The sequence below is a fragment of the Sphingomonas sp. BK481 genome, assembly GCF_014194875.1.
GTDB classification, from domain to species: domain Bacteria; phylum Pseudomonadota; class Alphaproteobacteria; order Sphingomonadales; family Sphingomonadaceae; genus Sphingomonas; species Sphingomonas aerolata.
The window spans coordinates 179,948-193,625 of record NZ_JACIAP010000001.1 but is presented as its reverse complement, the minus strand read 5'-3'; the positions used below and the strand labels follow the sequence as shown (position 1 = coordinate 193,625).

At 68.5% G+C, this 13,678-nt stretch carries 12 protein-coding genes; all 12 read right to left on the bottom strand.

Annotated features, from left to right (window positions below; translation table 11 throughout):
- Nucleotides 1-11: 11 nt before the first annotated feature.
- Entirely contained in the window at nt 12-1,067 is a 1,056-nt protein-coding gene (locus tag FHY04_RS00835; RefSeq protein ID WP_183935095.1) for an AbrB family transcriptional regulator, read from the bottom strand.
- Nucleotides 1,064-1,726: a hypothetical protein gene (locus FHY04_RS00830; RefSeq protein ID WP_183935094.1), complete on the bottom strand. Its 663-nt coding sequence runs from the start codon at nt 1,724-1,726 to the stop codon at nt 1,064-1,066. The genes FHY04_RS00835 and FHY04_RS00830 overlap by 4 nt, the downstream gene beginning before the upstream one ends.
- Nucleotides 1,723-3,021, bottom strand: a complete 1,299-nt coding sequence (locus FHY04_RS00825) for an Hsp70 family protein (protein WP_166746921.1) — start codon at nt 3,019-3,021, stop codon at nt 1,723-1,725. Before FHY04_RS00825 ends, FHY04_RS00830 begins: the two co-directional genes overlap by 4 nt.
- Before the next feature lie 100 nt (nt 3,022-3,121).
- Complete coding sequence (locus FHY04_RS00820) at nt 3,122-6,382, bottom strand: PAS domain-containing protein (protein ID WP_183935093.1); 3,261 nt, start codon at nt 6,380-6,382, stop codon at nt 3,122-3,124.
- A 47-nt stretch (nt 6,383-6,429) separates the two neighbouring features.
- Nucleotides 6,430-6,897 carry a YaiI/YqxD family protein gene (locus FHY04_RS00815; RefSeq protein ID WP_183935092.1) on the bottom strand — a complete coding sequence of 156 codons (468 nt, stop codon included), beginning with the start codon at nt 6,895-6,897 and terminating at the stop codon, nt 6,430-6,432.
- Nucleotides 6,898-7,140: 243 nt separating this feature from the next.
- Nucleotides 7,141-8,907, bottom strand: coding sequence for a DEAD/DEAH box helicase (locus FHY04_RS00810; RefSeq protein WP_056409192.1), 1,767 nt, complete (start codon nt 8,905-8,907; stop codon nt 7,141-7,143).
- A gap of 57 nt (nt 8,908-8,964) precedes the next feature.
- The gene (locus FHY04_RS00805) at nt 8,965-10,137 is read right to left on the bottom strand and encodes an NAD(P)/FAD-dependent oxidoreductase (RefSeq protein WP_260171255.1); all 1,173 of its coding nucleotides are present in this window, start codon (nt 10,135-10,137) and stop codon (nt 8,965-8,967) included.
- 308 nt (nt 10,138-10,445) lie between these two features.
- Nucleotides 10,446-10,628, bottom strand: coding sequence for a hypothetical protein (locus FHY04_RS00800; RefSeq protein ID WP_031396458.1), 183 nt, complete (start codon nt 10,626-10,628; stop codon nt 10,446-10,448).
- Nucleotides 10,628-11,083, bottom strand: a complete 456-nt coding sequence (locus tag FHY04_RS00795) for a GreA/GreB family elongation factor (RefSeq protein ID WP_031441771.1) — start codon at nt 11,081-11,083, stop codon at nt 10,628-10,630. Before FHY04_RS00795 ends, FHY04_RS00800 begins: the two co-directional genes overlap by 1 nt.
- Before the next feature lie 4 nt (nt 11,084-11,087).
- Complete coding sequence (locus FHY04_RS00790; protein WP_031396456.1) at nt 11,088-11,831, bottom strand: HAD-IIB family hydrolase; 744 nt, start codon at nt 11,829-11,831, stop codon at nt 11,088-11,090.
- On the bottom strand, nt 11,828-12,649 hold the full coding sequence (locus tag FHY04_RS00785) for a Cof-type HAD-IIB family hydrolase (RefSeq protein WP_183935091.1): 822 nt from the start codon (nt 12,647-12,649) through the stop codon (nt 11,828-11,830). Before FHY04_RS00785 ends, FHY04_RS00790 begins: the two co-directional genes overlap by 4 nt.
- A complete protein-coding gene (gnd, locus tag FHY04_RS00780; protein ID WP_183935090.1) occupies nt 12,646-13,629 on the bottom strand; it encodes a phosphogluconate dehydrogenase (NAD(+)-dependent, decarboxylating) in 984 nt (327 codons plus the stop codon). Before gnd ends, FHY04_RS00785 begins: the two co-directional genes overlap by 4 nt.
- Nucleotides 13,630-13,678: the final 49 nt, after the last annotated feature.

The following is a 13,678-nucleotide window of genomic DNA, read 5'->3' as shown; positions in this document are numbered from 1 at the left end:
GGTACGGCGCGTCAGGTCGGAATGACCGGCACCACCCCGCCCTGCCGCGTCGCCACGAACCGCGCGAGCGGCGGTCCGATCAGCAAGACGCCCAGGAACCGCATCACCTGCAACGCCATCACGAACGGCACGTCGACCGGGCTCGACGCGGCGATGATCGCGACCGAATCCATCCCGCCGGGGCTCGACGCGAGATAGGCGGTGACCGGGTCGATCCCCGCCCAGCGTGTCAGCGCCGCCGCGATCCCGCCGCAGAACAGGATGAGCAGCCCGACCGACAGCAGGATCCGCGGCATCGCCTTGCCCGCCACGCGGAGCGTATCGCGCGTGAACGACAGCCCGATCTTCCACCCGACCACCGCATAGCTGATCGCGAGCAGCCATTGCGGCAGCACCGGCTGCGCGATCCCGGTGACGTTGAGCACCCCGCCCAGCACGAGCGGTCCGAGCAGCGCGCCCGCGGGCAGCCGCAGCTTGACGCCAAGAATCGCGCCGACACCGGCAATCGCCACCGTCCGCAGCACCGCGACCGGATCGACGCCCGCGAACCACGCCGCGGCCGGATGATGCCCGCTGCCCCCGCCGACCATCACCGCCGCCAGCACCGAGGCGACGACTGCGACGCACACGACGCGCGTATAGGTCATCACCGCGACCAGCCGCGAATCCGCGCCATACGCCTGCGCCATCAGCACCATCGCGCTCGCGGCCCCCGGCGTCGAACCCCACACCGCGACCGTCCCCGGCAGCACCTGCCACCGGCTGAGCAGATAGCCGAGCACGCTGCTGGCAGCGAGCGTCGCGACATTGACCGCGAGGAACACCGGCCAGTGCTGCGCGACGGTCGCGACGATCCCGGTGGTGATCGATCCCGCGATCAGCGTCCCCACCGCCGCCTGTGCGCCGCGAAAGGCGAGGATCGGCACCCCCAGCGACCCGCCGCGCACCGCGAGCACGACCGCCGCGATCATCGGTCCGAGCAGCAGTCCGGCGGGGAGTCCGATCCATTCCAGCGCCCCCGCCACCAGCGCCGACAGCGCGACCAGCAGAGCCCAGCGCCAGATCATGCCTTGGTCGCGAACCAGATAACGTGACGCGCCCCGCCCTTGCGCGTCGCGCGTGCGACGACCTCGTCGACCGCGAACCCCGCCTCGTCGAGCCGGCGGGCGAACGGCTTGCTCGGCGCCGACGACCACACCGCGAGCACGCCGCCGGACCGCAGCGCCGCGCGCGCCCGCGCCAGCCCCGCCGCGCCGTAAAGCCGGTCATTGCCCGGCCGCGAAATCCCGTCGGGCCCATTGTCGACGTCGAGCAGGATTGCGTCCCACTCCCCGTCCGCGATCGCCGCGGCGACATCGCCCTCGAAGATCCGCGTCCGCGGGTCGGTCAGGCTGTCGCCGTGCAGCGCCGCCATCGGCCCGCGCGCCCATTCGACCACCTCGGGCACGATCTCGGCGACCGCCACCTCGGCATCGGGCCCGAGCCGCGCGAGTGCTGCGCGCAGCGTGAAACCCATGCCGAGCCCGCCGATCAGCATCCGCACACCCGGCCGCGCGCCGATCCGTTCGCACGCCTGCTCGGCCAGCGCCTCTTCCGACCCGCTCAGCCGGCTGTTCATCAGCTCGTTCGCGCCGAGCATGATCGAGAATTCCGCGCCGCGCTGGAGCAGCCGCAACTCGCCGCCCCCCGGCACCTGCGCCGTCCCGAGAAGAACCCGAGGGATCACGCAGACCACGCCGCGATGTCGTCCTGCTCGCCGATCAGCGCCAGCCCATGCGCGATCGAGGTCAGCTCGCCACCGCTCATGATCGCCGCCTCGCCGAACCGCTCGACGAAGATCTGCCGCACCCGCGGGATCAGCGACGACCCGCCGGTCAGGAACACGCGGTCGATATCGCCGCCGCCGACCTTGGCCGCCGCCAGCGCCTGGTCGACCGTCGCCTCGATCCGTGCGACGTCGTCGGCGATCCAGCCCTCGAACTGTGCGCGCGTCACCTCCGCCTCGATTTCCAGCCCCGCGCCCGCAAAGTGGAAATGCGCGTCCTCGCCCTGCGACAAGGCCCGCTTCAGCGTGCCGACCGCGTCGTACAGCGGATAGCCGAGCTCGTTCTCGATCACCGCGATCATCCGCCCGATCGCATCCGGGTCGATCGCGGTCTTCTGCAACCGCTCGAGCTCGGTCATCGTCTTGCGGTTGCGCATCAGCGCGAGCCTGGACCAGTCCGCGAAATCGGCGAAATAGGCGCGCGGGATTTCGAGCTCCTTGCCGAACGACTTGTACGCGCCGCCCTTGCCGAGCATCGGCAGCACCAGCCGGTCGAGGATGCGGTAGTCGAACCGGTCGCCCGCAATGCCGATGCCCGCATGGCCGAGCGGCGTACAGCGTCGCGCCGCCCCCGGCTCGGCGACGCGCACGACCGAGAAGTCGCTCGTGCCGCCACCGAAATCGGCGACCAGGATCGTCGCAGGCTCGGTCAGCCGCGTCGCATAGCTGTACGCAGCACCAAGCGGTTCGTAGACATAATGGATCTCCGCGCCGAAGCCCTTGAACATCGCGTCGTAGCGCGTCCGCGCGAGCGCCTCGTCGGGCCGCGCGCCGGCATATTCGACCGGCCGCCCGACGACGATCCGCTGCGGCCGCGTGTCGAGCCTGCCGCCCGCATGCGCGATCAGCTTGTCGAGGAACAGCTTGCCCATCTCCTCGAAGCGATAGCGCTTGTCGAAGACCGAGGCCTGCTCGAACGTCTTCATTGCCGCGACCGACTTGAACGACTGGATGAACCGGCTGTCGAGGGGATATTCCATATATTCCGCGATCGCCCACGGCCCCGCATCGACCGCGAGCCCCTTGCCGCTGTCGTCCTGCCAGAAGCAGAGCGCGGAGCGGAACACCGGGCTGGTCTCGGCGGGGGCGGCGAAGGTCACGAGCTCGGGCGTGCCCCCGGGCGTCCCGAGCGCCACGACGCTGTTGGTCGTGCCGAAGTCGAGCCCCAGTGCGGGACTCGCGGCTGGCGTTTGCATGAAGGTCTCCGGGAGCGGGTGGCGCCTGCCTATGCCGACCGTGGCCCCGGGATGGCAACCGGTAAAGTCACGGGCGGCGCGTCTTCGCGCTCGCCCGGGGTCAGCGCGCGACCATCTCGCGGATCCGTTCGGCGAGCATGTCGAGCGCGAACGGCTTGGTGATCATCTCCATCCCCGCACCCAGAAACGCGCCGCGCACCGCCGCCTTTTCGGCATAGCCGGTGACGAACAGGATCCGCAGATCGGGCCGATGCCGCCGCGCGACCTCGGCGAGCTGGCGCCCGTCCATCCCGGGCAGGCCGACATCGCTGACCAGCAGGTCGATCCGCCGCCCGCTTTCGAGGATCGGGATCGCCGCGCGCGCGTCGCCCGCCTCCATCACGCCGTAACCCAGGCTGCCGAGGATATCGACGATCAGCATCCGCACCGCGACATCGTCCTCGACCACCAGCACGCATTCGCCGTCCGCGCGCGGCAGGTCGCGGTCCGCGGTCGGCACGCTGGCCGCCGCGGTGCCGTGGAAGCGCGGCAGGTACAGCTTGACCGTCGTGCCCTCGCCCTCCTCCGAATAGATCCGGACATGCCCGCCCGATTGGCGCGCAAAGCCATAGATCATCGACAGGCCGAGCCCGGTGCCCTGCCCGATCGGCTTGGTGGTGAAGAACGGGTCGAACGCCTTCTCGATCACCGCCTTCGACATGCCCGTGCCGGTGTCGCTGACGCCGATCGCGACATAATCGCCGGGCGCGAGATCGCCGATCGCCTCGGCATAGTGCGCGTCGAGATGCGTGTTCTTGGTCTCGATCGTCAGCCGCCCGCCGTCGGGCATCGCGTCGCGCGCGTTGATCGCGAGGTTGAGCAGCGCGCTTTCGAGCTGGTTGGCATCCGTCGTCACCGGCCAGGTCGCGTCCTGCCGCCGGATCTCGAGCCGCGCATTCTCGCCCAGCGTCCGTGCGAGCAGATCCTCCATGTCGGCGATCAGCCGGTCGACATCGGTCGCCTTCACGTCGAGCGACTGGCGCCGCGAAAAGGCGAGCAGTCGCTGCGTCAGCCCGGCCGCGCGCTGCGCGGAGACCGTCGCCGCCTCCAGATAGCGGTCGACCTTGTCCGGGCGCGGTTCGGGCACGTTGCGCCGGACCATGTCGAGCCCGCCCAGGATGCCGGTGAGCATGTTGTTGAAATCATGCGCGATGCCGCCGGTCAGCTGGCCGACCGCCTCCATCTTCTGCGCCTGGCGCAGCGCATCCTCGGCGCGCGCGAGCTGTGCCTCGCGCTCCTTGTCCGCGGTGACGTCGCGCCCGACCGCGTTGATCAGCCCGTCGCCCGGCCGCGCCGCCCAGCTGATCCAGCGATAGCTGCCATCCTTGTGGGCATAGCGATTGTCGATCCGCGCGACCGCCTCGCCGCGGGCGATCCCCGCCGCGGCCAGGCCGGTATGCGCGACGTCGTCGGGGTGGAGCAGCGAGAAGAGCTGGCGTCCGACGATCTCGTCCATCGACCAGCCGAGCATGTCGGTCCAGGCGGGATTGGCGGCGACGATCGTGCCGTCGAACTCGGCGCGCAGCATGATGTCCGACGACAATTCCCACAACCGGTCGCGGTCCGCGGTCGACACCTCGACGGCTTCGGCCAGTCCCTCGTTGATCGCGCGCAGCTGGCGCTCCGCCGCCTTGCGCGTCGACTGGTCGAGGATCGCGCCGATCATCCGCGTCGGCGCGCCGTCCTCGTCGCGGATGACGTAGCCGCGGTCGAGCACATCGGCATAGCGGCCGTCGGCGCAGGCGAACCGGTATTCGTCGGTCCAGTCGCTGTCCTGCCCGTAAATCACCGCATCGATGCTCGCATGGATCCGCGCGCGGTCCTCCGGATGGACCTGGTCCAGCCACCAGTCGCCGGTCGACTTCGCATCGGGCAGGACATGGCCATAGGCGCGCGTCAGCGCCTCGTTCCACAGCACCGAGTTGCTCCGCAGGTCCCAGTCCCAGATCGCGTCGTTGGTCGCACGGCTGGCGAGCCGCAGCCGCTCGCTCGTCTCACGCAGCGCCGCCTGTGCGCGGCGATCGTCGCTCATGTCGACGACCGTTCCGACCAGCCGGATCGGGATATCGCCATCGAAGAACGCGATGCCGTGCGCGACGATGTGGCGCTCGACGCCGTCGCTCTGGCCGATCGTGCGATATTCCGAATCGAACATCCGCGTGCCGCGCGGATCGAGCGCGGCGGCGACTTGCGCATCGGCCGCTGCGCGGTCGTCGGGGTGGAGATTGGCGAGGAAGGCGGACTCGTACTCGACCGGCGCGCCTGCCGGGATCCCGAACAGCGCGCGGCACCGGTCGTCCCAGCGCAGCATGCCGTCCGCTGGCCGATAGTCGAACCGCCCCAGCCGCGCGACCCGCGTCGCCAGTTCCAGCTCCTCGCGGCTTTCGGACAGCGCCACCTCGTTGCGGCGGCGCTCGCTGATGTCGTTGAACAGCACCGCGACATGGTTCAGCTCGGGCGCATCGACGCGGTAGGCATAGACCTCGAACCAGCGATCCTGCAGCGCGGAGGCGGGATCCTCGAACCGCAGCGGCTCGCCGGTCGTCGCGACATGGCCGTACAGGTCGAACCAGCGCTGTTCCATGTTTGGCACGACGTCGCGGATCGTCCGCCCGATCATGTCGTCGAGCCCGGTGTTGCGCGCGAACGCCCGGTTCACCTCGAGGAAGCGATAGTCGTACGGCGCGCCGTCGGCGAACAGCAACTCGATCACGCAGAACCCCGCATCGATCGATTCGAACAGCGAGCGATAGCGCGCCTCGCTCGCCTTCACCGCGATCTCACCGCGCACCCGGTCGACCGCGTCCGAGGTGCGCAGCGCGACGTCCTCGACCAGCGCGATATCCGCCCTGGTCCAGTCGCGCGGCGTGGCCTCGTGCAGGTACAGGACCGCCGCGAGCCGCCCGTCGCGGAGCAGCGGCGCGGCGATCAGCGCGCCGACGCCGGCCTGCGCCCAGCACCGCGCGGTCGCCGGATCACGCGCGCGTGCGTCGGTCGCGCAATCGTCGACGATCACCGTGAGCCCGCGCCGCAGATCGGCGATCACGCCCGCGCCCAGTGCCGCGTCCCCGGTTTCGTCTGGCGTCGCGGCGAGGCCGGGCAGCGTCCCGTTCGACCAGTCGCCGACGCCCCGGGTCATCGCGCCGTCCGCCGACACCTCGTCATAGCCGCAGCGCGCGACGTCGAGATGCGAGCCCAGCGCCGCTGCGGCCGCCGCCATGATGTCGTCGGGTCGCGCCATCGTACGGAACAGGTCGACCAGCGCGAGCTGGAACGCCTGTCGCGCGAGCAGTTCATCACGATCGAGCAGAGGGGGACGCATAACCTATGTGTGCCCGGAGAGACCGGGGAAGTCGAGCCATGCGTGGCTCAGCCGCGCTTCAGCCGGACCAGCGCAGCGTCGAGCGCGGACAGGAAACGCGACCGGTCCGCCTTGGCAAAGGGTGCAGGGCCACCGATCACGTCGCCGCCCGCGCGCAGATCGGCCATGATCGCGCGCGTGGCGATCGCACCGCCGATCGAGCTGGTGGTGAACGGCTTGCCGGTGTTGGCGAGCACGGTCGCCCCCGCTTTCACGCAGCGATCGGCGAGCAGGATGTCGGCGGTGATCACCACCGCCCTCGCATCGGCCTGCTCGGCGATCCAGTCGTCGGCGGCGTCGAACCCGTCGCTGACGACGACGCGGTTGACCAGCGGGTGGACGGGTATCCGGAAATGGCTGTTCGCGACGATGGTGACGGGCACCTCGTGCCGCCACGCGACCTTGTAGATCTCGTCTTTGACGGGACACGCATCGGCGTCGACGAGGATGCGGAGCGAGGGTGGCGTGTCGGTCATGGTTTTCTCCCGCCCCTCGTCATCCTGACGAAAGTCAGGACCCAGGGTCATACAGGACGGCGTTCGTTACTCTGGGTCCTGACTTTCGTCAGGATGACGGGGCTATGGGGCTCCCGGCGTCGTCAGTATGACGGTGCCGGAGGCCGCCCGCGCCCTTCCCCCGTTCGCCCTGAGCGAAGTCGAAGGGCATGCCCCAAGCCGGGGTGCTTCGACGTCGCTCAGCACGAACGGAAGGCGGCAGGTTCAGCTCCGCTCGCGATTGCCGCGATACGGCGCCTTGCGCGCCGGTGCCGGACCGCCACGCGGGGCCGCGCGGTGCAGCGTCGAGCGCGGGGCGCCCGCGTTGCTGCGACCACCGCCGCCGGCATGGCGTGCGGTGCTCTCGGGCGCGCCTTGCATTGCCTCGATCGCGACGCCGCTCTCCTCTTCGCCCGCCTGCGCGGTACGCTGGATCGCCGCCGAGAAGCGCGACGCGACGGCGCGCGGGATCTCGAACGCGGTCTCGTTCGGGCCGATGCGGATCGCACCGATCTCGGACTTGGTGATGTGCCCGCGACGGCAGATCAGCGGCAGGATCCAGCGCGGATCGGCGTTCTGGCGACGGCCGATGTCCATGCGGAACCAGACCGTGTCCTCGAACCCGGCGCGCGGCCCCTGCGAACGATCGTCGCTGACCGACTGCTTGCTCTGGTCGATCAGATCCTCGGCCTGCGGCATCGTCGCGCGGTGCATGTGCACCAGCGCCGCAGCGATATCCTCCGGGGTCTTCTCGGCCATCAGGCGGGTCGCGAGCTCGCGATCCTCGTCCTCGACCTCGACCGGCTGCATCAGCATCGTGATCAGACGCTCATGGTCGTTCTTGCGGATGTCCTCGGCGGTCGGGGCGTTGACCCACTCCGCGTTGATCTTCGCACCTTTCAGCATCATGTCGACGCGACGGCGACGCGGGAACGGCACGATCAGCACGGCGGTGCCCTTCTTGCCCGCACGACCGGTACGACCCGAGCGATGCTGCAGCGTCTCGGCATCGCGTGGCAGTTCGACGTGCACGACGAGGCTGAGCGTCGGCAGATCGATGCCGCGCGCGGCGACGTCGGTCGCGACGCAGACGCGCGCACGGCGGTCACGCAGTGCCTGGAGCGCGGCGTTACGCTCATTCTGCGAATGCTCACCCGACAGCGCGACCGCGGCGAAACCGCGCTCGACCAGGCTCGCATGCAGATGGCGCACGTTATCGCGCGTCGCGCAGAACAGCATCGCCGTCTCCGCTTCGTGGAAGCGCAGCAGGTTGATCACCGCATGCTCGATCTCGGACGGCGAGACCGTGACGGCCTGGTACGAGATGTCGCCATGACCACGATCCTCACCGACGGTCGAGATGCGCACCGCGTCGCGCTGGTAGCGCTTGGCGAGCGCGACGATCGGCCGTGGCATCGTCGCCGAGAACAACAGCGTCCGGCGCTGCTCGGGCGACGCGTCGAGGATCTGCTCGAGATCCTCGCGGAAACCCATGTCGAGCATCTCGTCGGCCTCGTCGAGCACCGCGACCTTCAGGGCCGACAGGTCGAGCGCGCCACGCTCGAGATGGTCGCGCAGACGGCCGGGCGTGCCGACGACGATATGCGCGCCGTGTGCGAGGCTGCGACGCTCCTTCGACGCGTCCATGCCGCCGACGCAGGTCGAGATGCGCGCGCCAGCCTTGGCATAGAGCCACATCAGCTCGCGGCTGACCTGGAGCGCGAGTTCGCGCGTCGGTGCGATGCAGAGCACGAGCGGCTTGTGCGGCGCCGGCAGGCGCTGGACGCCGTCCTCGCCCGCTTCACCGAGCAGTTCGCCGGCCATGGCAAGGCCGAACGCGACGGTCTTGCCCGAGCCGGTCTGCGCCGACACGACGAGATCGCGACCGACCGCGTTTTCCTCGATCACATGCGCCTGGACGGGGGTGAGCGCGGTATAGCCACGCGCGGCGAGCGCTTCGGAAAGAAGCGACGGAATATTTGAAAAAGGCATGTACGTCCTAATTGGTGGCCGGCTTGACGCTACGGCAAAGCACTGGCGTGGTGGTCCCTACAGGACTTGGCCCGCGGCCCACCCGCTCGCCCATGCCCATTGGAAGTTGTAGCCGCCGAGCCACCCTGTGACATCGACCGCTTCGCCGACCGCATACAGGTTTTTTACGCGTTTGGCTTCCATTGTTTGTGAAGAAAGCTCAGCAGTGCTGATTCCGCCCGCCGTCACCTCCGCCTTGGCATAGCCTTCGCTGCCATTTGGCGTGAATTGCCAGTGGCTTAGCGCACGCTCCGCGTCCTGCAGCCGGCGATCGGTGAGCGTGGAAATCTCCCCCGTCATCCCCAGCCGCTCGCTCAGCGTCTCCGCGAGTCGGTCGGGCAGCGTCCCCCCGAGCAGCTTGCGCAAGGTCGCGCGCGGCGTGGTGCGCTTGGCCGCGGGGAGCCAGCCGGAGTCGCGGTCGGGGACGAAATCGATGCCCACCGGCTGGCCATGCCGCCAATAGGACGAGGCCTGCAGGATCGCCGGGCCCGACAGTCCGCGATGCGTGAACAGCGCCGCCTCGCGGAACGCGGTCTTGCCGGCCGTCGCAACGACATCGGCGGCGACGCCCGACAATTCGCGAAACAGGATCTCGTCGCCGCCGAGCGTCAGCGGGACGAGCGCGGGCCGCGGCTCGACCACCTTCAACCCGAATTGCCGCGCCAGATCATAGGCAAAGCCGGTCGCGCCCATTTTCGGGATCGACGGCCCGCCGGTCGCGATCACCAGCGCGGGCGCGGTGACCACGCGGCCGTCGAGCGACACGCGGTAGCCGCTGTCACCCTGCTCGACCGCAGTGACGCCGCGTCCCAGCGACAGGTCGACCCGCCCCTTGTCGCATTCGTCGAGCAGCATCTCGACGATCTGTTTCGCCGAGCCATCGCAGAACAGCTGCCCCAGCGTCTTTTCGTGCCACGCGATCCCGTAACTCTCGACGAGCGCGAGGAAATCCTGCGCGGTGTAGCGGCCGAGCGCGGACTTGGCGAAATGCGGATTGGCGGAGATATAGCGGTCGGCGGCGGTGTGCATGTTGGTGAAATTGCACCGCCCGCCGCCCGAGATCAGGATCTTCTTCCCCGCCTGCTCGGCATGATCGACGAGCAGGATCCGCCGCCCGCGCTGCCCCGCGACCGCGGCGCACATGAGCCCGGCGGCGCCTGCCCCGAGGATGATCGCGTCATAATCGGACAAGGTTCGCTCCGTGCGGCGCGGGGTGCGGGCCGCTGGTCAAAGGTGTTTCCCCGCGAAGGCGGGACCCAGGCTGGGCTCCCGCCTTCGCGGGAGAACAAGGCCGGATGTAGCGCGTTCGGGATCGCCCATATAGGTGCCACCGGCTCTTAACAAAAGCACCACCCCGGCGAAGGCCGGGGCCCAGTTGGGGGACGGCAATGACGCACGTCGCGCGCCGTTACCCCCACCTCTCCAACTGGACCCCGGCCTCCGCCGGGGTGGTGAATTCTTAAATCGTCATCCTGACGAAAATCAGGACAACGGAAAAGTCAGCGCAGCTTCGCGATATTCAGCGAATCTTCCTTCGCGCGCGTCTTCACCGATTCCTCGCTCCGCGTCAGCGCCTTGGCGATCGCTTTCAGCGCCATGCCCTTCTTGGCGAGCGTGTGCAGCTTCTGGATCTCGTCCTGGGTCCAGGGCTGGCGGTGCCGTTCGAATTTCGCCTCGGCCATTATGCGATCTCCACTATCTCGATCGCATCCGCCTTGCCGGCAAACGCGACCGTCTCGCCCACCGCGGCGCCCATCAGCGCGCGCGCGAGCGGGGCGGAGAAAGCGAGGCGATCCTCACCCGGCTCCGCCTCGTCACCGCCGACGATCGCGATCGTCCGCTCCGCGCCGTTCATCCGCACGCGCACCGACGATCCGATCCCGACCTCACCCTCTTCGGGCTCCGGCGCGAGCTCTGCCGTCGTCTGGCGCGTATGCCAGTAACGCAGGTCGCGCAGCAGCACCTTGCGTGCTTCCTCGTCCGTCTCGGCCGCCACCGCCGCCTCGATCGTCTCGACGCGCTCGCCGATCAGCGCAAGGCCGCGCGCCGTGACCAGATTGGGCCCCGGCGCGATTGGCTGTTCGAACTTCGGCTCGAGATGTTCCTCGTCGCTTTCACGGCGAAACGCGACGCTCATGCGCTTACTTCAGGCATGCGACGATCCCGGCGATCGCCGCCAGCGTGCCGTCGACATTCTTCACCTTCACGACGTCGAGCCCGAGCTGCTCGGCCGGATAGTCGTTGCCGCCCGGGAAGATCGCGTCGCCGATGAACATCATCTTGTCGAGCGCGATGCCGCTCGCCTCGTTGAGCTTCTTCAGGCCGTACGCCTTGTCGACACCCTCGCGCGTGATGTCGATCGAGGTCGCGCCGCCCATGTTGATCGACAGACCCGGCAGACGCTGGCGCAGATCGGCCTGGATCACCTTGCGCTTGGCGAAGTCCGGATCCCAGCTGTGCTTGGCGTCGATCGGCGCTTCCTGGCCGAGCGCGGAGAAGGTGATCTGGCTGCCGCGATCCTCGATCCGCTCGCCCCAGGTCTGCTCGGGGACGAACCCGGTCGCCTCGAGCGACTCGTCGAATGCCTTGAGGATCTTCTGCTTCTCGTCTTCCTCGAACAGCTCGGCATAGACCGCACGCCAGGCGTCGTCGAACCGGTACAGCTTGGTGCCGGTCGTCGGCATCAGCCACAGCTTGGTGCGATCGGCGCGCTCGGGCAGACGGCTCGCGACCTGCTTTTCGAACTGCGGCCAGTCGCCGCCCGAGATCACCGCGACATGCGCGACGTCGAGCAGGTCGGCGAGCGCCTCGCCCATCGGCTCCTGCAAGGGCTGCTTGCTTTCGGCCAGCGTTCCGTCGAGGTCAAAGGCAACCAACTCTTTCATGCGGAAACTCCAGTCAGGATAAATGTGTCGATCGCGTGCGCGACGCCATCGGCATCGTTCGCGGTGGTAATCTCGTGCGCGACGTCGCGGACGGACTGCGGCGCATTGCCCATCGCGATCGCCAGCCTGGCCCGCTTGAGCATCGCGATGTCGTTCGCCTGGTCGCCGATCGCCGCGGTCTGCGTCAGGCTGATGCCGAACGCGTCCGCGAGTTCCTCGATCCCGCTGCCCTTGTTGCCCGCCACGGGCGTGATGTCGAGATAATAGGTCTGGCTCTGGACGATCGTCGCCTGCGCGTCGAACTTCGCCGCGACCTTGGCGTGCAGGTCGCGCAACAGATCCTCGTCGTCGCTGACGAACGTCACCTTGTCGGCCTTGCCGAGCAGCTCGGTGAAGTCGGCGACGATCACCGGATCCTGCGCCGAGGCCTTGCGCTCGCTGTCGACATGGCTGCCCTGGTCGGTGCTGGCGTACCAGACGTCGTCGGCGAAGATCCACGTGTCGACCGCCGCGTCACCGATGATCTCCATCGCGCCGCGCACGACGTCGATATCGACCATGTGATGCTCGATGACCGTGCCGTCGCGCTTGAACACGATGCCGCCGTTGAACGCGCCCATCGGCTCGTCGATGCCGAGCAGTTCGGCGATCGGCATCATGCCCGATCGCGGCCGCGCGCTGATGATCGTGAAGCCGAGCCCCGCCGCCTTCAGCCGCCTGACCGCATCGACGGTCGCGGGTGCGACCGTCTTGTCCTTGTCGACGAGCGTGCCGTCGACGTCGGACACGAGCAGCTTGATGGTTACTTGCCCGTTCACTGGGGCATCTCGACGTGCCCGCCGAAGCCGAAACGCATCGCCGACAACAGCTTGTCGCCGAACGTGTGGTCGACCCGGCTGCGATAGCGTGCGTAGAGCGCGGCGCTCAGCACGTTGGCAGGCACCTTCTCTTCCATCGCCGCATCGATCGTCCACTGGCCCTCGCCCGAATCCGCGACGCTGCCGCTGAACCCTTCGAGCGTGCCATCCTTGGCCAGCGCGATCGCCGACAGGTCGAGCAGCCACGACGAGATCACGCTGCCGCGACGCCACACTTCGGCGACATCGGTCAGGTTGATGTCGAACCGCTGGTCCTCCGCGACATGCTCGCCCGACTTGCCCTTGAGGATGTCGAAGCCCTCGGCATAGGCCTGCATCAGGCCGTATTCGATGCCGTTATGGACCATCTTGACGAAATGCCCGGCGCCCGGAGGGCCCGCATGGATATAGCCCTTTTCCGCACGCGGATCGGCCTGCCCCTCGATGCGGCCCGGCGTGCGGACGATCCCGCCCATGCCCGGTGCCAGCGTGTCGAAGATCGGATCGAGATAATCGACCGTCTCCGTCTCGCCGCCGATCATCATGCAATAGCCGCGCTCAAGTCCCCAGACGCCACCCGACGTGCCGACGTCGACATAGCGGATGCCCTTTTCGGCGAGGTCCTTCGCGCGGCGGACGTCGTCCTTGTAAAAGCTGTTGCCGCCATCGATGATGATGTCGCCCTCGGCGGCCTTTTCGGCGATCGCCTGCACGGTCTGCTCGGTCGGCTCGCCTGCGGGCACCATCACCCACCAGATCGCCGGCGTGTCGAGCTTGCCACGCATGTCGTCGAGCGAGTCCGCACCGATCGCACCATCCGCCGCGAGCTTCTTCACCGCCTCCGCATCGCGATCGAACGCGACGACCTCATGGCCGTTTTTCATCAACCGGCGCGCGATATTGCCGCCCATCCGGCCGAGGCCGATCAGTCCGATCTTCATGATTCACTCCGCGCTTTCGCTGGAAAATACCTGCCGTTCGTCCCGAGTA